The following is a 20630-nucleotide window of genomic DNA, read 5'->3' on the forward strand; positions in this document are numbered from 1 at the left end:
AGGGAGGGAATGACCATGTGGCATGACGCATTTCATTTTCCTTCCCTTGTCTGGGACTGGCCCATCGCCATCTACCTCTTTCTGCTCGGCATCTCCGCCGGGGCCACCAGCCTCTCGGTGTTGTTGCGCCGCAAAGGGGCTGGCAGCGAGAGCGGCATCATCAAGGCGACCGCCATTCTGGCACCGCTAAGCGTGATATTGGGGCTCTTGATCCTCATCTTCCACCTAGCCCGTCCCTGGACCTTCTGGAAGCTGATGTTCCACTACCAGTTCGACTCAGTGATGTCGATGGGGGTCATGCTGTTTCAAGTCTATATGGCGGTGCTGTTTGCCTGGCTGGCAGTGGTGTTCAGAGCCGACATTGAGGCGGTGCGCCGTCGCCTGCTCAAGGAGAGGTTCGCCTTTGTGGATGGGCTGATTGCTTGGCTTGCCCGCTTCGAGACACTGTTGGCGCCACTGCTGTTGCTGCTCGCCGTGCTGCTGGGGGCCTACACCGGCTTTTTGCTCTCGGCGCTCAAGACCTATCCGCTGCTCAACAACCCTGTGCTGCCGGTGCTGTTTCTGGTCTCCGGCATCAGTTCAGGCATTGCCTCCACCATCCTGCTGGCGGTCACCCTGTTCAAGGAGGATCACCACAGCCAGGGGGTGAGCTTTGTGCACCGCTTCGAGCGACCCGTGCTGGCGGTGGAGGTGCTGCTGCTGGTCTGCTTCTTTACCGGCCTCTACTTTGGTGGCGGCCAGAAAGAGGTGGCCATGTGGGCCGCCATCGGCAGCGGCTTCTGGGCTCAGGTATTCTGGCTTGGCGTGGTGGGTATTGGCATGCTGCTGCCCCAGCTGCTCTCCCTGCTACCAGCACAAATGCGTCAGCGCAACAGTCATCTGGTGCTGGTGTGCAGCCTGACGCTGGTGGGGATACTGCTGCTGCGTTACTTCGTGCTCTATGCCGGCCAGATGACGGTGGTATGAGAAACTGATCGCAAGCGCCAGCCGCCTTGGGCGACTGGCGCTTGTTTGTTGCTGGATGTTTGAATGTTCTGGTTATGCCCCACGCCCGCCTGCTGCGGATGCTGCGGCATAACAGGAACCCATGATGGAACCGGAGGTTGTGTGCTGGCGGAGTTCGGCTATCTCTCACTGTTGCTGGCAACGGCGCTCTCTCTGGTGCAAGGCACCCTGCCCTGGCTGGGCCTGAGGCTGGCATCGCCCCTTCTGCTGGGCTGTGCCAAGCCGCTGGCACTGCTCAATGCCGCCCTGCTGGGGGCTGCCCTGCTGCTGCTCGCCAGCTGCTTTGCCCGGGATGATTTTACCGTCAGCTATGTGGCTCAGCACGCCAACAGCGCCCTGCCCATGGGCTTCAAGCTGGCGGCGGTCTGGGGCGGCCATGAAGGCTCCATGCTCTTCTTCGTGTTTGCGCTGGCGCTCTGGGGCGCCCTGGTGGCGCTCTGCTCGCAGCGGGTCGACTCGCTGATCCGTGCCCGGGTGCTCGCCATCATGGGGCTGATAGTGGGGCTGTTTGGACTCTATACCCTTGTCTTCTCCAGCCCGTTTGACCGGCAGTTCCCTGGGCCCCTGGAGGGACGCGATCTCAATCCCATGTTGCAGGACATCGGCCTCATCATTCACCCGCCCCTGCTCTATCTCGGCTACGTGGGCTTTGCAGTCAACTTCGCCTTCGCCATGGCGGCGCTGCACTCGGGCAAGCTGGACGGCGCCGTGGCCCACTGGAGCAGACCCTGGGCACTGGGCTCCTGGGTGTTTCTCACCGCCGGTATCCTGCTCGGCTCCTGGTGGGCCTATTACGAGCTCGGCTGGGGTGGCTGGTGGTTCTGGGATCCGGTGGAAAACGCCTCCCTGCTGCCCTGGTTGCTCGGCACAGCCTTGCTTCATGCCCTCATCGTCTGCGAGAAGCGCGGCGCTTACGGCCACGGCGTACTGTTGCTCTCCATCTTCACCTTCTCGCTCAGTCTGCTCGGCACCTTTGTGGTGCGCTCCGGCGTGCTCACCTCGGTGCACGCCTTCGCGGTGGATCCCAATCGCGGGCTCACCCTCTTGCTGCTGCTTGGTCTGCTATTGACCACGGCGCTCACCCTGTTTGCGCTGCGGGCAGATACCCGCGCCCCCTACGCCCGCTTCGGCTTTTGGTCAAAAGAGGGGCTGCTGGGCGCCGCCATCCTGTTGTTCAGCGTGGCCTGCGCCTGCGTGCTGCTCGGCACCTTCTACCCCATGGTGTTCCAGTCCCTGCACCTGGGCTCGCTCTCGGTCGGTGCGCCTTATTTCAACGCTGTCTTCGTGCCGCTGGCCCTGGTGCTGATGGCACTGATGACCCAGATCCCGCACCTGCGCTGGCAATGTCTTGCGGCCAGCCCCCCCATCAAGCGGATAGTGCCGCCTCTGCTCGGTCTGCTGGGGGGCGGCCTGCTCAGCCTGGGGTATCGCGATCTTGGCGCCCTCAGTTGGATTGGCCTTGTCGCCAACGTGCTGAGTCTCTGGCTGGTGGCAAGCCTGCTGCTCAATTTCTCATTCAAGACCCATGGCCTGAGTGCCAACCGGCTGGGGAGTTTGCTCGCCCACCTGGGAGTCGCCATATGTGCCCTTGGCATCAATCAGGTGAGCCACTACAGCCAGGAGGGGGGCACAGTATTAAAAGCGGGCAGCCCCTACCAGCTTGGCGCCTATACCTTTCGCTATGAGGGGAGCGAGCCCCTGCTCGGCCCCAACTACACTGCCGAGCGCATTACGCTGAGCGTGCACAAAGGCGCCAAGGAGGTGGCGCGGCTGATGCCGGAGCGGCGCCACTACAGCGTGCGCACCATGAACATGAATGAACCGGGCATCGCGTGGGGTCTGTTTGGCGATCTCTACGTGGTGCTCGGCGAGAAGATGGGGTCGGACGCCTACGCCATGCGCCTTCACTACAAGCCACTGGTGCGCTGGATCTGGCTGGGAGGCATGCTGATGATGGCGGGGGGAGCCCTGCGTTTGTCCGGGCGCCGCCCTTTGCTGGTGACCCGACCAACATCCGTCACCGCCCCGCACAAGCAGCTCGAACAGGAGTCATCATGAGCGCCCGCCTGCGCCTTTTTATCCCCTTGCTGCTGACCCTGGGCCTCGGCACCTTGCTTTGGCTGGGGCTTGCCAACAATCCCTACCGCCAGGACGAGGCGACCCTGGGGCATACCCTGCCCCAGTGGCAGAGCGAAAACCTGCTGGATGGGGGGCTTGTCCACACCGATCAACTCAAGGGTGAGCCCTTTGTGCTCAACGTCTGGGCCAGCTGGTGCCCCAACTGCCGCGCCGAGCACCCGCTGCTCGCCGAGCTGGCCAAGACAGTGCCCCTCTACGGCCTCAACTACAGAGACAAGGGCGAAGCGGCGCGTGCCTGGCTTGGTGAGGCAGGCAACCCCTATCGCGCCGTGCTGGCGGACTCGGACGGCAAGTTGGCGCTGGAGCTCGGCGTCTACGGCACGCCCGAAACCTATCTATTTGCCGCCGATGGCACCCTGCTCACCCGCCACACGGGTCTCTTGACCACGGATATCTGGCAGCGCCAGTTTGTGCCAAAGCTCAAGGCCGCCCGCGCCACGACCCTGACATCCTCAACGACCACCCGGCAGGAGGGCAAACCATGAAGACCCCTGTCATCCTCTGCACCCTGCTGCTTGTACTCGGTATGAGCGTGGGCGCCCTGGCCAGCGGGGTCGATACCTATCAGTTCCAGCACCCGGAGCGACAGAGCCGCGCCCAGGATCTCGCACGCGCCCTGCGCTGCCCCCAGTGCCAGAACCAGAACCTGGTGGAGTCCAACTCCCCCATCGCCCGGGATCTGCGGCTCGAGGTCTACCGCTGGGTGGACGAGGGGCAGAGCGACGAGCAGGTGATCGCCCGCATGACCAGCCGATTTGGCGACTTCGTGCGCTACGATCCCCCCTTCAAGGCCAGCACCCTGCTGCTCTGGGCTGGTCCCCTCCTGCTGCTGGGACTGGCGCTGACCACTCTGGGACGCCGTCTGAAGGCCAAAGGGGATCAGGCCGTCCCGCTCAACGGCTCTGCCAGCAGGCAAGCGGCCAACCCGCGCAGTAAGTTGAATCGCCTGATCATGCTCAGGGAGCAGACCTGTCTCCCCCCAGAACATCCCCTCTATCAGGAGCTGACCGCAGCCAATCTTGACAATGCCACGCCGGCGGCAGAACTGGCCCTGCGCGAGCGGCTGACCCACGGGTCTGGCAACCCCGGCAGCCACACGCAGCACAAGGGCATCCTTCTGCTGTTAGGAATCGTGATGGTCGGCGGGCTCGCCACCTTTTATGCCGGCAGCGGCCGCTATCAGGCATGGCAGGCTTATCAGTCACGCCCCGATCCGCTGGCGGGGCTGAGTCCGCGGGATCTGCAGGACAAGGAGCTGGGGGATCTACATCAAATCCTGCAGCGCAACCCGCAAGACCTCGACAGCTGGGCTGCGCTGGGTCAGCTCTATCTCTATCGGGATGAATACGACAACGCCTGGCTTGCCTATCAGCGCCTCGCCCTGCTTGAAGGGGGCGCCAGTGCCGCCACCCTGGCCGCCCAGGCGACTGTGCGCTACTACCAGGCAGGCCAGCAGATCACCCCAGAGGCTCGCCACTTGCTCGATAGCGCCCTCAAGCAGGATAAAGGGGAAGTGAGCGCCCTGATGCTGCTCGCCTCCGATCACTTCCTGCACGGCCGCTACCGCCAGGCCATCGCCCTGTGGCAACAGCTGCTGGATAGCGAGCGCCCTCGTATCAACCGTGCGGCGCTGATTGAGGCGATCCAGACGGCGAGAATGATGGGGGGCTGACGGGTTGGAGGAGCCATCCTTCACCCTGTTGTCCAGGCCAATATCAACAGTAAATGGCTTGCCATCACGCCAATCCAGGACAAACAATACGAGCCCCTTTATTCCACCACCGGAGCCTTCCCCATGATCCCTATCCGCTGTCACGCCGTCTCCGGTGTGGTGTTATCGGAAATCGATGGCCAAGCCAAAATACTGCTGATGAAGCGGGTCAAGGGCGGCTTCTGGTGCCATGTGGCGGGTACGGTTGAGGCGGGTGAAACCGGCTGGCAGACCATTATTCGCGAGATGGGTGAAGAGACAGGCATCGCCGTCACAGCGCTATACAGCGGCGAATACCTTGAGCAGTTTTACGAATCGGCCTCGAATACCGTGATGGTGGTGCCGGTCTTTGTGGTCTATTGCCCACCCAATCAAGCGGTCACCCTCAACGACGAGCACACCGAATATCGCTGGTGTTCGCTCACCGAAGCCAAGGCGCTGGTGAGCTTTCCCGGGCAGAAGGCGCTCTATGACCACATCTGGCACTATTTTGTCGAAAACAGCCCCTCGGCACTGATGCAAATGACTATCCCTTCGTAACCGCAGAGGGGGCTTTTCTCGTCTGCGCCATCATACAACTTCGACGATAAGATGCCTCCCCCTCTCCGAGAGCGGCCTGCCTGTTGAGGGTTGCCCGCTGGTACCGTTTTACCCGGCGCCAGGGTGATAAACAGGCTGTCGGGAGCGACAGCCTCCTCCAGGGCACAAAAAAGTGGTAACGAATGGCCATAACAGGCATATAGTGCGCCACCATAGCACGTCACAATGACAGCGGGTTCTGACGACCATCAGACCCATACATGGCTCGATACTTCATGGAACTGGTCGCCATATAGCCCCGAACGTGGGTATATCAAGGCACAAGGCCCCATAAAAATGAAATATCGGGCCGTTAAACGTTGTGAAGCGTCAATTACCGTCATATAACTAGCCAAATACCCCTGTCAGTCGTACGGAAGCGTCAAATCATGATTATTCGCCCTTTTCTTACCCTGTTGCTCGGTGCCTTCCTCATTCCCGTCAGCATGGAGAGCGTCCAGGCCAACCCGTTTTCAGCAGCATCTCCCTCCCCCAATCGCTTTCTCGAACAACGCAGCGATCTGGCCCTGAGTTCGGCCTCCTTCGTGGTCGCCAACCCGCGCACCGGCGAGGTACTCTCCGAGCGCAACGCCAACCGTGTGATGCCGATTGCCTCCATCACCAAATTGATGACGGCGCTGGTAGTGCTCGATGCCAATCAGCGTCTCTCCGAGACGCTCACCGTTACCATGGCCGACGTGGATCGCCTCAAGGGCACGGGTTCACGGTTGGCGGTAGGTTCACGCCTCAGCCGCGCCGACATGCTGCATATTGCCTTGATGTCGTCGGAAAATCGCGCCGCCTCGGCCCTGGCAAGACACTACCCGGGGGGGCAACGCGCCTTTATCGAAGCGATGAATGCCAAGGCCAGCATGCTTGGCATGTGGAGCACCCAGTTTGCAGACAGCACTGGCCTCAATCCGCGCAATGTCTCCAGCGCCCATGATCTGGCCAAGCTGGTGGCGGCCGCTTCGGCCTACCCGCTGATCCGGCAATACTCCGCCACAGAGCAGCGCATGGTACGCAATGGCAAGCGCCAGCTGCACTATCTCAACTCCAACCGACTGGTGCGCGAAGGCAGCTGGCTGGTCACCCTCTCCAAGACGGGCTACATCCGCGAGGCGGGTCGCTGTCTGGTGATGGCAACCCAGATCAACCGCGAACCGGTGATCTTGGTGCTGCTCAATGCCGATACCCCCAATGCCAGGGTGGCGGATGCCAAGCGTATCAAGTCCTGGCTGGAGAGCTCGGGTCGCACCAGCCTGACGGCTCAATCCAGCCCCCAGACCAAGTTGTTCAGCAGCCAGTAATCCGCGTCCATCCCAAAATGTAAAAAGCCCCCGCACCACTGGTGCGGGGGCTTTGCTGTTGCGTGGCCAATGGTGCCGGTCAAGAAACCGGCCCTGTTTAGACCGGCTTGAGCCGGGCTGTGAAGTGGCGCAGCAGCGGCGGTTCATAGTCGAAGGTTAGACCGCGGATCTCGCTGGCCCTCGTCTTGACCGCAATTAGGCAATCAGCCACATAGTCCATGTGATCCCGGGTATAGACCCGGCGCGGAATGGTGAGACGCAATAGCTCGAAGTCCGCCGCCTCCTGCTTGCCGGTGGCCGGATCGCGCCCCAGCAGCAGTGAGCCTATCTCCACCCCTCGCACGCCCCCTTCCAGATAAAGCGCGCAGGCCAGGGCATGAGCCGGGAACTGCTCCCCCGGTATATGGGGCAGCAGCTTCTTGGCATCGACAAAGACCGCATGACCGCCGGTGGGCGTCTGGATGGGGATGCCCGCCTCGGCCAGCCGCTCGCCGAGATAAGCCACCTGACCGATGCGATAGGTCAGATACTCCTCGTCCATCCCTTCCCGCAGGCCAATGGCCAGCGCCGCCATGTCACGGCCGGCGAGACCGCCGTAGGTAACGAACCCCTCCATCGCCACGCAGCGCACCTGCACCGAGCGGAACAGGTCGAGATCCTCCTTGAAGCAGCAAAGACCGCCGATATTGACCAGTCCGTCCTTTTTGGCCGACATGGTGAACATGTCCCCCAGGTCAAACATCTGGCGCACTATCTCCTTGATGCTGCTCTTGGCGTAATCCGGGTCGCGCTCCTTGATAAACCATGCGTTTTCGGCAAAGCGGGCAGCATCGATCACCACAGGAATATGGTGACGACGTGCAAGCTCGGAAACAGCCTGCATATTGCCCATGGAGACCGGCTGACCGCCAGCACTGTTGCAGGTGACAGTGATGATGACAGCGGCCACGTTCTCGGCCCCCAGCGTCTCTATGGTGTCGGTCAGGCGACCGAGATCGAAATTCCCCTTCCAGGCATAAGGGGCCGTGGTGTCGAGGGCCTTCGGTGTGAGCAGGTTGATGGCCCGCGCGCCCGCCAACTCTACATGGGCCTTGGTGGTGTCGAAGTGGTAGTTGGAGATGAAGACCGGCGCCTTGCCCTTGCAACGCTTGACCAGCTCGGGAAAGAGGATCTGCTCGGCCCCTCGCCCCTGGTGGGTGGGCATCACATGCTGGTAGCCAAACAACTCGCGCACGGTACACTCCAGCTCGACGAAGTTGCGGCTGCCCGCATAGGCTTCATCCCCCATCATGATGCCGGCCCACTGGCGATCGGACATGGCGCCCGTGCCGCTGTCGGTCAGCAGATCGATATAGACATCTTCGGCCAGCAGCAGGAAGGGATTCCAGCCAGCGGCCTCAAGGGCGGCGCGGCGCTCGGCGCCAGTGGTCTGTTTGATGGGCTCGACCATCTTGATACGAAAGGGTTCGGGTATACGACGCATATAAGACTCCTCACCGGCGCGAGGCCAGTGCTGCAGACACATTGAAGTTCAAGAGGTTGTCAGAGGCGAGCTGGGCTCGCGCCAGGCATGGCCGGGTGTCAGCGGTGAGGAAAATCGAAGGTGAGAATAGGATCTCGGGTATACCAGTGGGCGAGCAGGCAAGCTGCCCGGGGCCTAGCTGTCATGACAGGCATCACTCCCCTCCGTATTGGTTGCAAACTGTGTCGGTGGCAAACCATCTTGATTGCCAAGCAGTGCTGCCAACTGGCAGCCTCACCACGTTAACGGCTGGTTAACCCGCAGACAACGGGTACGCTGACGCGCTGTGCGCCTGCTCACAAAGTACGCATGCGCGCGGCAAGCCAGGCTTGTAGATGATCCGCCCGCCCTCCTTGTTCGTTAAGCTCCCTACGCGCACCCCATATCAGTCATTACCCAAGGCCCGGAAGCCATCATGCATCGCAAACCCCATCTGCCCGAGAAAATATGCCCCGTCTGCCTGCGGCCCTTCGCCTGGCGACGAAAGTGGGCCCGCAACTGGCAGGAGGTTCGCTATTGCAGCGAGCGCTGCCGCCACCAGAAAGGAGCCAGGACCTGATGGAACTGCGTTTAATCCTCGGCGATCAACTCAACGCCAGTCACAGCTGGTTTCGTACCCCAGATCCCGACGTCTGCTATCTGCTGGCGGAGCTGCGCCAGGAGACCGACTACTGCCACCACCATCGTCAGAAGGTGCTGGCCTTTTTCGCCGCCATGCGCGCCTTCGCCGCGGCCCTCACCAAGGCGGGTCACAGAGTCTGCTATCTCACCCTGGATGAAACCAGGCACTGGCCGAACCTGCCGGCCCTGCTCGATGCCCAGATTATCCACCACCAGGCCAGCCGCTTTGCCTGGCAGAGCCCGGATGAGTGGCGGCTGGCCACGCAGCTTGAACAGTGGACTGCGGGGCTCGCCATGCCTGCCCATCAGGTCGACAGCGAGCATTTCCTCACCCCGAGGGATGGCTGGCAGCGCTATCCCCACAGCCGGATGGAGTTTTTCTACCGCGCTCTGCGCAAGCAATATGGTGTGTTGCTCGATGAAGGGGGCAAGCCCCTTGGCGGGCGCTGGAACTTTGACAGCGAAAACCGGGCCAAACTGCCCGAGCGCCAGCCCATCCCGGCCCCGCTCTTGTTTGCCAACGATGTGCAGGATATCGATGCCATGCTGTTGCATCACGGGGTGAACACCCTAGGCTCGGCCGATGCCAGCGCCCTCCCCTGGCCCATCACCCGACGCCAGAGCCGCGAACTGCTCGATCACTTTCTGACCCACTGCCTGCCACACTTTGGCCGCTATCAGGATGCCCTGAGCGAGCGGGGCTGGAGCCTGTTTCACAGCCGCTTGTCGTTCTCCATGAACAGCAAGATGCTCCATCCCCTCGAGGTGATCCGTGCGGCCGAAACCCACTGGCAGGCAAATCAGGCCACCATCTCGCTGGCACAGGTCGAAGGGTTTATCCGCCAGATCCTCGGCTGGCGCGAGTTTGTCCGCGCCCTCTACTGGGAGCGGATGCCCGAGCTTGGCCACACCAATTTTCTGGCAGCCAGTCGGCAACTGCCCGCCTACTTCTGGAATGGAGAAACCCGCATGGCTTGCGTGGGGCACGCTATCCGGCAATCTCTGGAACACGGCTACGCCCATCATATCCAGCGGCTCATGGTGACAGGCAACTTTGCCCTGCTGGCGGGGATCAATCCGGACGAAGTCGATGAGTGGTATTTGGGGATCTACGTGGATGCCATCGAGTGAGTAGAGCTGCCCAACACCCGAGGCATGAGCCAGTTTGCCGATGGCGGCCTGATGGGCAGCAAGCCCTACGCCAGCAGCGGCGCTTATCTGGATCGGATGGGTCACTACTGCAAAGGGTGTCACTATGACGTCAAGGCCCGCAGCGGTGACAACAGTTGCCCGTTCAACAGCCTCTACTGGCACTTTTTATGGCGCAATCGGGACAAGCTTGGCAACAATCCTCGCCTCGCTCTCCCTTATGCCAACTGGGATGGTCAAACGGAAGTGCAGAAGCAGGCCACCCTGACAACCGCGACCCATCATCTGATCCATATCGAGCAGCTTTGATGCCACAGTTAATGCCACCAAACCAGCCAATTCCGACATTGAAAACCAGTTAAATAATTGTAACCAGATGTATATTCCGATCATATCTACACCAGTTGAATATCCTGTGGCGGCTGATTATGGTGATGGCCCCAGTCAAGGAGAGACAAGATGGACATAGTGGTACTCGGTGGTGGCGTGGTCGGTGTGACCAGCGCCTGGTATCTGGCCAAAGCGGGCCACAAGGTGACCCTGCTGGAGCGGCGGGACGGGGTGGCGCTGGAGACCAGCCATGCCAACGCCGGCCAGATCTCCCCCGGCTATGCGGCACCCTGGGCGGCGCCCGGCATTCCCCTCAAGGCCGCCAAATGGCTGCTGCAAAAACATGCGCCTTTCACTGTGCGCCCGACCTCGGATCCTTTCCAGCTGCGCTGGATGCTGAAGATGTTCGCCAACTGCACCCCGGCAGCCTATGCCACCAACAAGGGACGCATGGTGCGCCTCGCCGAATACAGCCGCGACTGCATGAAGACGCTGCGAGACGAGCTGGCACTGGACTACGAAGGACGCCAGCTCGGCACCTTGCAACTGTTTCGAAGCGAGATCCAGCTCGATGCCAGCAAACGAGATATCGAGGTGCTGGAAGAATATGGCGTCCCCTATCAGTCACTGGATGCCAGTGGTTGTGAAGGGGTTGAACCGGCATTGGCACGGGTACGTGGCAAGATAGTGGGCGGCCTGCGCCTGCCGGGAGATGAAACCGGCGACTGTTTCCGCTTCACCAAGGCACTGGCCGCCGAGGCGCAAAAGCTCGGGGTGGAATTTGTCTTCAACTGCGCCATCGACGAGATTGAGCTCTCTTTGGGGCGCGCCGTGGCGGTGCGGGCCGGTGAGCAGCGTTTCAAGGCCGATGCCATCGTCTGCGCGCTGGGCAGCTATGCTACCGGCTTCCTTCGTCCGCTTGGGATCGATCTGCCTGTCTATCCGGTCAAAGGTTACTCCCTGACCCTGCCCATGACGGATGCCGATGCGGCGCCCCGCAGTACAGTGCTGGATGAAACCTACAAGGTGGCCATCACCCGCTTTAACGAGCGGATCCGGGTCGGTGGCATGGCAGAGCTGTCGGGCTTCAATCTGGCACTCAATCCCAAGCGTTACGACACCCTGGCCATGGTGGTGGGGGATCTTTTCCCAGAAGGGGGCGATATCAGCCGCGCCGAGTTCTGGACCGGACTGCGACCCATGACACCGGACGGCACTCCTCTGGTGGGGCCAAGCCCGGTGCCCGGACTCTGGCTCAACACAGGCCACGGCACCCTGGGCTGGACCATGGCAGCCGGCTCGGGTCAGCTGCTGAGCGATCTGATCAGCGGCAGCTCGACGGCCATCAGCGACGAGGGGCTGACCCTGGCCCGCTACGGCTGAGGCTGCCACGAGGTCGCAAATGAAAAAGGGAGTGCCAGGCACTCCCTCTTCACATCCATTTCTCGCACCTCTCAGCCCGCGGTATCCGTCAGCAACGTTGGCACCGCCTGCCACACCCGCTCAGGGTCGGGCTCGGCAATGGCTGCCGCCAGCAGTTGCGCCAGCCATTGCTGGTGCAACTGCCACATCCGCTGGCCTGCTGGCCCCTGCTCCTTGGCACTCTGTTTGACCAGATCCGCCGTCCGGTAGAAATAGCGCACCAGCGCCGTCAACGCGGGTTCGGGCCAACGGCAACCGAAATGACGCAGTCGCTCCGACCAGAAAGTAATCTGGCCTCGTTCATGCTCCCGCTCCACCTCGCGCAGTGCCGGAATGAGATCCATCGCCTGCCACAAGGCACCATAGCCGACGAAACGGGTATCCAGCGCGTCCAGCGCCTGATCCAGCAGTATCAGCGTCTCCTGCAAGCCGCACTCTTGGGTGCGGATCGCCTCCTGCGCCGCGCACACCGCCGCCAGCCAGTCCATGGCCAGTCGGCAGATGATGGCTTCCTTGTTGGGAAACAGGTGATAGAGCGACTTAATGCCAACCCCGGCCCGGGTGGCGATGGCGTTGGTGTTGAGCGCCGGAAAGCCCTGCTCCTGCAACAGGGCCAGAGTGGCCTGCTCTATCCGGGTCACCGTCTCCTGACTGCGCTGCTGTCTGGGCTGGCGCCGCATACAGAGATCGGTGGGTAATGGCGGTTCTGACATGGGTACTCCCTCACCTTGGTCACCAAGCATGGTTTTATAACTGCATGATGAAACAAGGAAAATATAAGTCAAAAAGAATATTTTCAGTAATTGCTGGCATTTATCCCGGAAGCTGCAATAAACAGAGGTGCTCATATTTGCAGTAAAAACTGCATTCTAACCAGGGAGAGCAATCGCATATGGATGGCAAGCAACAAAGTTTTACACTGAGCGCGGCGCTGCTGCTGATGGCCGGACTGCTGACCGGCTGCAACCAGGAGAGCACGGAGCCAACAGCGCAACGAACCCTCTATCTCAACGGCAAGATCCACACTCAGGATGAGCAACGCAGGGTCGCCGAGGCCATGGTGGTTGCCGATGGCAAGTTTCTCTATGTGGGCACACTGCAAGGGGCCAAGGCCTATCAGACGGCCGGCAGTCAGTCGGTGGATCTGAAAGGCCGGATGGTATTGCCCGGTCTGCACGACAACCATATCCATCTGCTCGGCACAGTGGCACTGGATATGTGCGATCTCGATGGTCAGAGCGTCACGCTGGATCAGCTGGCGGACAAGATAAAAACATGTCTGCCCCGTTATGCCTCCGGCAAGGGAAACTGGCTGGTGGTCAATCAGTGGTCCCCCTACGACGGCAATACGCCGACGGCGACCCACGCCACCCTGCTGGCCGCGCTGGATGTCGCGGCGCCAGACAATCCGGTGGTGCTCTTTGGGGTCGATGGTCATGCCAGTGTCTACAACTCGCAAGCGCTGGCCAGTGCGCAGGATCAGGATGGCAATACAGTGGGTTTCAACGATGTGACCCTGGCACCGGGGGGCGTGTTTGCACATTTTCAGCCCTACGTTGACCTGACCAGTGGCGTGATCAGGGAGGGGGCTCGCAGCGCCATTCCGGTGCCGGAAACCACGGTGCTCAACGCCAGCGATGAACAGGCGGCAGCAGAGTATGACAAGATATTGCCTGCGGTCTCTTCCTTGATGGCTTCCCGTGGCATAACCGGGATCCAGGATGCCTGCGCCACCGATTTCATCCGCCAGCGCCTGCTCAACATGCAGAAGCGTGGGTTGCTGCACATGCGCGTCACTGCCGCCACCTGTTTTCACCAGGATGACTACAGCGGCAAGCTGGATATTGCCGGCCACCTCGCCAAGGCCAGCCAGGTCAGGAGCGCCTTTGCCGACAATCCGCTGATCAAGGCCGATGCGGTCAAAATCTTCCTCGATGGCGTGCTGGAGGGGGATCCCTTCACCAGCCCCCCCTTCCTGCCCAATGCCGGCATGCTGGAGAACTACCACAGTCCCCATCTGGCCCTGGATCCCGACAGCGGCGAGGTGAGCATCACAGCGGACAGCGAGGATGCGGGCAGCAACGGCATAGTCAACTACAAGGAGGCGGATCTGACGCGCTACGTCACCGCACTGGATGGGGCCGGGTTTGGCATCCACATGCACAGCATCGGCGATCGCAGCACCCGGGTGGCTCTCGATGCCCTGGAGGCGGCTCGCGCCAGCAACGGGGAGAGCGGCATCCCCCACACCCTGGCCCACCTGCAGGTAGTGCACCCGGACGATCAGAAACGGCTCGGCGAGCTTGGCCTCTACCTCACCTTCACCTATGCCTGGACCACGCCCCAGCTTGCCTACGACATGCTGGTCAGCCCCTTCATCCAGCCAACCAGGGTGGGACAGTCCCTGAGCGAAGCCATCTACGACCCCATGGGCTATCTCCATGACGCCCTCTACCCGGTCGAGAGTTCGCGCCAGGCTGGCGCCGTGCTGGTGGCGGGCAGCGACGCCCCGGTGGACAGCCGGGACCCGCGCCCGTTCGAGAACATGGCCGCCGGCATAGTGAAGGCGGCCGGCAGCGGCGACGACTTCAGGGCCAGTCAGCGCACCTCCCTTGCCGAGATGCTGGCCGCCTACACCATCAACGGCGCCAGGGCGGTCCGTCAGGAGGCGATCACCGGCTCCATCGAGGCGGGCAAGTCGGCGGACTTCATCGTGCTGGACCGGGACCTGTTCGCCCTGGTCAAGGCCGGCTCGCCGGAGCAGATCGCACAGACCCGGGTCGAGCAGACGGTCTTCATGGGGGAGACCGTCTACCGCAAACCCTGAACAAAACGGGCCCCGCAAGGGGCCCGCTTCTTATGGCTCGCAGGCGGGCGCCTCCTCCGCCTGCCCGGGTTGCAGGGCCAGGGTGAACAGGGCCGCCACCATGTCGGACTGGGTGATGATGCCCACCAGCCGCTCCCCTTCCACCACAGGCATGTGGTGCAAGCCCCCGTCGGAGAATGTTTCCACCAGATCGTAGAGGGGTTGGTAGCGCCGCGCCGTCCGTACCTCCCGGGTCATCAGATCCGCCACCCGCAATTGCTCGAGCGCCTCCCGCCCCCTGGGCTGGCGGCTCTCCCTGTCGATCATCAGATCATGCAGGGTGATGATGCCCGCCAATCGGCCCCCTTCGTCCGCCACCGGCAGCGCCTTGATCTGATGGTGAGAGAGCAGATCCCAGGCCGCCATGGCTGACGCCTCTGGGGAGCTGACCACCAGATCCCGCGACATCACATCCTGACAGCGCACCGTGCCCACTCGCCCCCGCAGAGCGTGCAGCTGGGCCTCCTGCAGCAGCTCCTGCAGATCCTGGCGGCTGATGTCGAGCAGCTCCCCGTGCTTGTCCAGGGCAAAGTCGATGTCCTGGGTGGCGAGCCGGGCGCTCGGCTGGGGATCCGCCGTCTGGTGACGATTGGGCGCCACCTTGCCGCCATTGGGATAACGGCGCCCCAGGGCGCGGTTGTAGAGCAGCCCCAGGCTCAGCAACAGCAGGGAGTTGAGCAGCACAGGCAGCAGCACATAGCCCACCCCCAGCGCCCGGATCCCCTCGCCGCCGATGACGGCGGTCAGGGCCACGGCCCCGCCGGGGGGGTGCAGGCTGCGGGTGAGGAACATGGCGGCGATGGCCAGCATCACCGCCAGGGCCGAGGCGAGGGCCATGTCCGGCACCAGGCTGGCACTCAGTACCCCCATCAGCGCCGAGACCCCGTTGCCCACCAGGATGGACCAGGGCTGGGCCAGGGGGCTCGCCGGGGCGGCAAACAGCAGCACGGCGGAGGCCCCCATGGGGGCGATCAGCCAGTGCACCTCCAGCCCCAGCCCCCACTGGCAGAGCCAGGCGGTGCCCAGCAATCCGACGAAGGCGCCGAGGGCACCGTAACAACTCTCTTTGAGGCTGGTATTGGTCGATACCGGCAAAAAATCCCTGAACTGCATCCTGCTCCCGAAGACGATAACATTTATTTCAAATGCGCAATTCTAGCCAGTAACCCCGGTCCAATACCAGCCCGCCAGGGGTTGCCCCCCCGGCTTATCGCCCGCTGATCCTGCCGCCACCGGCTCCACGGCACTTTTTCCTCCCTCTTAACGCTGGCTTAAGGGTCGGCTGTCACCTTGCTGCCATCCTCATGAACGGAGCCAAACGCTATGAAGACTCTCAGAGATGCCCTGCGCCGCTTCGATGGCCAGCGCCGCAGCTGGACCGCCGGGCTGGAGCGGGCCACCCTCGTCTGGCTGGCCAGACGGGGCCGCCTGCCCCCCTCACCTCAGGCGCCCCGGCGGATCCTGGTCATTCGCAGCACCAACCGCATCGGCAACAACCTCTTCCTGCTGCCCTTCCTGCTGCGGCTGAGACGGGATCACCCCAACGCCGAGATCGAGCTGGTGTGCAGCGGCGGCCCCTTGCTCCCCTTTCTCGCCGATCTGCAACTGGGGGCCATCCATCGGGTCCGCTTGCAGGGCAAGCAGCTGATCGGCGCCCTGGCGGTGCTATGGCGCCTGCGCCAGCGGCACTATGACAGCGTCTATGTGCCCTTCGCCTCCAGCACGGATCACCTGATCGCCGCCTGGGTGCGGGCCGGCGAGAAGATCGGCTTTGACGACGCCAAGGGGGATGCCCTGTTCGATCAGCCCCTTAGCCCCGACAGTGGCTGCCACTACGCCCACCAGCCCCTGCAACTGCTCGGTCGCCATGGCAACCCGGCGGAGCAGATTGAGCTTGGCAGCGCGATCCTGGCCCCCTGCCCGCCGCTGGCCGCGTTGCGGCGGGCCCACCCGGGCCGCCCCCTCATCGGCTTCTTCACCGGCGCCCGCAAGGGCAAGGGACTCTCCGCCACCCAGTGGCGGCGACTGCTCGGGGATCTGCGCCGCCACAGTCCGGATGCCCTGCTGATCCAGCTCGAAGATCCGGCTTCCCCCCAACCCCTGCTGGGGGATCTGCACCTATCCCTTGGCAACATGAGCGAGCTGGCCCGCTTCACCCGCGGCCTCGCCCTCTTCGTCAGTTGCGACACAGGTCCCCTGCATCTGGCGGCCGCGAGCGGCGTGCCCTGCCTCGGCCTCTTCACCCAGACAGACCCGGCGCGCTACGGCTGCCTCGGCGCCCAGCACCGCAATCTGGTGATCGAGGATCGCAACGCCATCCCCCTCGACGGGCGCTGGCTGGCCGAGGCGCTGGCGCGGGAGGCACCATCGCAGGGGTGGCACAGGCCGCAAAGCCCAGCACCATACCCGCAAACTGGCGCCCCCCTGCTGCTTACCCCCTGAGGGGCTTAAGGCCCTTATGCAAAAAAGAGGGAAGGCCTGCGCCTTCCCTCTCTCGTTATCTCAGTGCTCTTGCGTTCTCTGCCGAGCGGTAAGAGCCTGTTCAGGCCAGTTCGGCTCGCAGCGTCCGGGTCGCATCGACCATCACCTTGAGGGCAGCCGTGGTCTCTTCCCAGCCGCGGGTCTTGAGGCCGCAATCCGGGTTGACCCAGAGCCGCTCGACCGGGATCTGTTTGGCCGCCTTGCGCAGCAAGCCCTCAATCCAGCCCTGGCTCGGCACGTTCGGCGAGTGGATGTCATACACGCCCGGCCCGATCTCGTTGGGGTAGTTGAAGCGCTCGAACGCTTCAAGCAACTGCATCTGGCTGCGGCTGGTCTCTATGGTGATCACGTCCGCATCCAGCGCAGCCACCGCCTCTATGATGAGGTTGAAATCGCTATAACACATGTGGGTGTGGATCTGGGTGCTGTCCACCACAGGGCTTGCGCTCAGGCGGAAGGCGCGCACCGCCCAGTCCAGATATGCCTGGTGATCCTGCTTGCGCAGGGGCAGCCCTTCACGGATCGCAGGCTCGTCGATCTGGATGATCTTGATGCCGGCGGCTTCCAGATCCGCCACCTCGTCACGAATGGCCAGACCAATCTGCAGAGCAGACTGCTCGCGGCTCACGTCTTCCCGCGGGAAGGACCAGCAGAGAATGGTCACGGGCCCGGTCAGCATGCCCTTGACCGGCTTGTCGGTCAGGCTCTGGGCAAACTTGGTCCATTCGAGGGTCATGGGGGTCGGGCGGTCGATATCCGTGGTGATCACCGGCGGCTTGACGCAGCGGGAGCCATAGCTCTGTACCCAGCCGAAGCGGGTGATGGCAAAGCCGTCCAGCAGCTCGCCGAAATACTCCACCATGTCGTTGCGCTCGGCCTCGCCGTGCACCAGCACATCCAGCCCGATGGCTTCCTGGCGCTCGATGGCATCCTTGATCTGGGCCTGAATGCCCGCCTCGTAAGCACTGTCGTCGATGCGACCGGCCCGCCACTCCTGACGCAGCACCCGAATTTCCGAGGTCTGCGGGAAGGAGCCTATGGTGGTGGTGGGCAAGAGCGGCAGCTTGAGATCATTGCGCTGGGCCTGCGCCCGTACCGGATAGGCGCTCTGGCGATCGAAATCGCTGTTGGTCAGGCTGGCCAGACGGGACTGCACCGCTTTCTTGTGGACCCGGCTGTCGGATTCCCGATCCACGATGGGCTGACTGTAAGCGGTGATCTTGTCCAGCTCCCCTCCGTCCAGGTAGTCGGAGAGCAGCCCCAGCTCGTAGCACTTTTGCAGGGCGAAGGCGAACCAGCTGCGGGTCTGGGGATCCAGCTCGTGCTCCAGGGTCAAGTCCACCGGGCTGTGCAACAAGGAACAAGAAGAGGCAACCCAGAGCCGCTCGCCGAGCTTCTCTTTCAATGCTTTCAGCGTCGGCGCCAGCTTGGCCAGGTTGGCACGCCAGACGTTGCGACCATTGATCACACCGGCTGAGAGGACCCACTGGGCCGGCAAGTGCGGGACCAGGGTCTCCAGCTGCTCGGGGGCGGCCACCAGATCCAGGTGCAGGCCATCCACCTTCAGGCTGGTGATGATGTCGCGCTGATGGGCCACTGAGCCGAAATAGGTGGTGAGCAGCAGCTTGCAGGGGCCGCTCAAGCGCTCATAGGCGTTGAGGTAGGCAAGACGCCACTCGTCCGGCAGGTCCAGCGCCAGGGCCGGCTCGTCGATCTGCACCCACTCCACCCCTTGCGCGGCCAGCTTGGCCAGTATCTCCTGATAGACGATCAGCAGGCGGTCGAGCAGTTCGAGACGTGAGAAGCCGCTCTCTTTCTCCTTGCCAAGCCAGAGGTAGGAGACGGGCCCCAGCAGCACGGCCTTGACCGGCAGCCCCAGCGCCTTGGCCTCTTCCACTTCGTCAAACAGCTGGCTCCAGCCCAGCTTGAAGCGCTGATCACGGCTGAACTCGGGCACTAGGTAGTGGTAGTTGGTATTGAACCACTTGGTCATCTCGGCGGCGGCGGCAGACGGGCCGGTCGGCGCACGGCCACGGGCCACCCGGAACAGGGTGTCGAGATCGGTATCCCCATGGCGGTGGCGGGCAGGCACGGCATCCACCAGCAAACTGGTGCCGAGCACTTGGTCGTACCAGGCAAAATCCCCCACCGGCAGCAGGTTGACCCCGGCGGTGCGCTGGGCCTGCCAGTGGCGCTCACGCAGGCTCTTGCCCACAGCGACCAGCTCTGCCTGAGTGGTCTCGCCACGCCAGTAGGATTCGAGGGCAAATTTCAGCTCGCGCTTGGCGCCGATACGGGGGAAGCCCAGTGTGTGTGCTCGTGTCATAGGTCCAATTCCTTATGCTCATTCATCTGATGGGAAACTGGATGATTTGGCCATCCAGATGTTTACACATCCAAAATGACAAGATAAGGTGGCCTTGGCTATTGAATACTCTTCAACTGGCTCTCAAATAATCCGCAACTAGCGTGCAAGAGCCTCTTCAACGGACATGTAAGAGAGCGTTCAACGGATATGCAAGAAAGCCTTCAACTGATGCAACAAGGAGCCACGTCATGGCAGTGCCAAGCAATTCAGGCCTGGAAATCAAACACTTGAGAACCCTGGCCGCATTGGCCGAGCAAGGGTCGCTGGCCGGCGCGGCGCAGAGCCTGAATCTGACCCAGTCTGCCCTCTCCCATCAGCTCAAAGAGCTGGAGACCCGTCTTGGCCTGGAGCTTTTTCTTCGCAAGAGCCGCCCCCTGGTGCTGACGGCGGCGGGCCAGCAGTTGCTGGCTCTGGCTCGCCAGGTGCTGCCCGCCCTGGCACAGACCGAGAAACAGCTGCAGGCCCTGCACAGCGGTGACGCGGGCCGGTTGCACCTGGCGCTGGACTGCCACAGCTGCATTCAGTGGCTGCTGCCGCTCTTGCCCGATTTTCGTCGCCAGTGGCCCGGGGTGGATCTGGAGGTGGAATCGGTGCCCGGCTTTGATGCGATCAATGCCCTGCTCGGCGGTCAGCTCGACTTGCTGCTCACCTCGGATGTACAGGCCCGCGGGGATCTCCACTTCGAGCCGCTGTTCGCCTTCGATCTCACCCTGGTGATGGCGCCGGATCACCCTCTATGCCACCAGGCACGGATCACCCCGGAGGATCTCAAGCAGGAGGTGCTGCTTGTCTACCCGGTGGAGCGGGCCCGCATGGACGTGTTCAGCCGCTTCCTGCAACCGGCCGGGGTCGAGCCCGCCCGCTGCAAGCTGGTGGACAATACCTCCGTCATGCTGCAGATGGCCGCCGCCGGGCTCGGCGTCGCTGCCCTGCCGCGCTGGGCCTGCGAGGAGTTCGTGCGTCAGGGACTGCTTGAGGCCAGGCCACTCGGCAATGGTGTGCGCCGCCATATGTATGGGGCCGTGCGCGCCGCCGACAAGGATCAGCCCTGTTTGCAGAGCCTGTTCGAGCGCATTCGCAGCAAGATGGGTGAGCAGAAGGAGACGTAAAAAGCCGCCCCCGGGGCG

At 62.6% G+C, this 20630-nt stretch carries 15 protein-coding genes and 1 pseudogene; 12 read left to right on the plus strand and 4 right to left on the minus strand.

The annotated features are described in order from the left end of the window. Positions 1 to 15 precede the first annotated feature (15 nt). The 6 genes from nrfD (at position 16) to pbpG (ending at position 6744) form a co-directional block, all read left to right on the plus strand. Positions 16 to 966 carry a cytochrome c nitrite reductase subunit NrfD gene (gene nrfD / locus OKC28_RS11250; protein WP_256688239.1) on the plus strand — a complete coding sequence of 317 codons (951 nt, stop codon included), beginning with the start codon at positions 16 to 18 and terminating at the stop codon, positions 964 to 966. Positions 967 to 1107: 141 nt separating this feature from the next. Next, a complete protein-coding gene (nrfE, locus tag OKC28_RS11255) occupies positions 1108 to 3063 on the plus strand; it encodes a heme lyase NrfEFG subunit NrfE (protein ID WP_256688238.1) in 1956 nt (651 codons plus the stop codon). Beyond that, a complete protein-coding gene (locus OKC28_RS11260) occupies positions 3060 to 3629 on the plus strand; it encodes a DsbE family thiol:disulfide interchange protein (RefSeq protein WP_059113393.1) in 570 nt (189 codons plus the stop codon). Before nrfE ends, OKC28_RS11260 begins: the two co-directional genes overlap by 4 nt. Further along, positions 3626 to 4816, plus strand: a complete 1191-nt coding sequence (gene nrfF / locus OKC28_RS11265) for a heme lyase NrfEFG subunit NrfF (RefSeq protein WP_059113392.1) — start codon at positions 3626 to 3628, stop codon at positions 4814 to 4816. Before OKC28_RS11260 ends, nrfF begins: the two co-directional genes overlap by 4 nt. Before the next feature lie 123 nt (positions 4817 to 4939). Then, the gene (locus tag OKC28_RS11270; protein ID WP_059113391.1) at positions 4940 to 5395 is read left to right on the plus strand and encodes an NUDIX hydrolase; all 456 of its coding nucleotides are present in this window, start codon (positions 4940 to 4942) and stop codon (positions 5393 to 5395) included. Positions 5396 to 5823: 428 nt separating this feature from the next. Then, positions 5824 to 6744 carry a D-alanyl-D-alanine endopeptidase gene (gene pbpG, locus OKC28_RS11275; protein WP_059113390.1) on the plus strand — a complete coding sequence of 307 codons (921 nt, stop codon included), beginning with the start codon at positions 5824 to 5826 and terminating at the stop codon, positions 6742 to 6744. Between the two features lie 97 nt (positions 6745 to 6841). Here pbpG and OKC28_RS11280 read toward each other — a convergent pair whose 3' ends face one another. Next, positions 6842 to 8227, minus strand: a complete 1386-nt coding sequence (locus OKC28_RS11280) for a tryptophanase (protein ID WP_059113389.1) — start codon at positions 8225 to 8227, stop codon at positions 6842 to 6844. 454 nt (positions 8228 to 8681) lie between these two features. On the opposite strand from OKC28_RS11280, the gene OKC28_RS11285 reads away from it, so the two are divergent. From OKC28_RS11285 to OKC28_RS11295, 3 genes and pseudogenes are all read left to right on the plus strand, one after another. Beyond that, a complete protein-coding gene (locus OKC28_RS11285; protein WP_017412211.1) occupies positions 8682 to 8825 on the plus strand; it encodes a DUF2256 domain-containing protein in 144 nt (47 codons plus the stop codon). After that, a pseudogene (locus OKC28_RS11290) lies at positions 8825 to 10345 on the plus strand (cryptochrome/photolyase family protein). Before OKC28_RS11285 ends, OKC28_RS11290 begins: the two are co-directional and overlap by 1 nt. 150 nt (positions 10346 to 10495) lie before the next feature. Next, positions 10496 to 11749, plus strand: a complete 1254-nt coding sequence (locus OKC28_RS11295) for a D-amino acid dehydrogenase (protein ID WP_021138237.1) — start codon at positions 10496 to 10498, stop codon at positions 11747 to 11749. Between the two features lie 71 nt (positions 11750 to 11820). Here OKC28_RS11295 and OKC28_RS11300 read toward each other — a convergent pair whose 3' ends face one another. Next, positions 11821 to 12501, minus strand: coding sequence for a TetR/AcrR family transcriptional regulator (locus OKC28_RS11300; RefSeq protein WP_059113388.1), 681 nt, complete (start codon positions 12499 to 12501; stop codon positions 11821 to 11823). Between the two features lie 179 nt (positions 12502 to 12680). Here OKC28_RS11300 and OKC28_RS11305 point away from each other — a divergent pair, with 179 nt between their 5' ends. Further along, positions 12681 to 14615, plus strand: coding sequence for an amidohydrolase (locus tag OKC28_RS11305; protein WP_270689242.1), 1935 nt, complete (start codon positions 12681 to 12683; stop codon positions 14613 to 14615). A gap of 30 nt (positions 14616 to 14645) precedes the next feature. On the opposite strand, the gene OKC28_RS11310 is transcribed toward OKC28_RS11305, so the two are convergent. Next, the gene (locus OKC28_RS11310; protein ID WP_059113386.1) at positions 14646 to 15767 is read right to left on the minus strand and encodes an HPP family protein; all 1122 of its coding nucleotides are present in this window, start codon (positions 15765 to 15767) and stop codon (positions 14646 to 14648) included. A gap of 210 nt (positions 15768 to 15977) precedes the next feature. Here OKC28_RS11310 and OKC28_RS11315 point away from each other — a divergent pair, with 210 nt between their 5' ends. Further along, entirely contained in the window at positions 15978 to 17096 is a 1119-nt protein-coding gene (locus OKC28_RS11315; protein WP_059113385.1) for a glycosyltransferase family 9 protein, read from the plus strand. A 100-nt stretch (positions 17097 to 17196) separates the two neighbouring features. On the opposite strand, the gene metE is transcribed toward OKC28_RS11315, so the two are convergent. Then, positions 17197 to 19461 (minus strand): 5-methyltetrahydropteroyltriglutamate--homocysteine S-methyltransferase, encoded by a 2265-nt coding sequence (metE, locus tag OKC28_RS11320; protein ID WP_059113384.1) that lies wholly within the window; start codon positions 19459 to 19461, stop codon positions 17197 to 17199. Between the two features lie 230 nt (positions 19462 to 19691). Here metE and OKC28_RS11325 point away from each other — a divergent pair, with 230 nt between their 5' ends. Next, a complete protein-coding gene (locus OKC28_RS11325) occupies positions 19692 to 20612 on the plus strand; it encodes a LysR substrate-binding domain-containing protein (RefSeq protein ID WP_270689245.1) in 921 nt (306 codons plus the stop codon). Positions 20613 to 20630 lie beyond the last annotated feature (18 nt).

Source organism: Aeromonas sp. D3 (assembly GCF_027705025.1).
In the GTDB taxonomy this organism is placed as follows: domain Bacteria; phylum Pseudomonadota; class Gammaproteobacteria; order Enterobacterales; family Aeromonadaceae; genus Aeromonas; species Aeromonas salmonicida.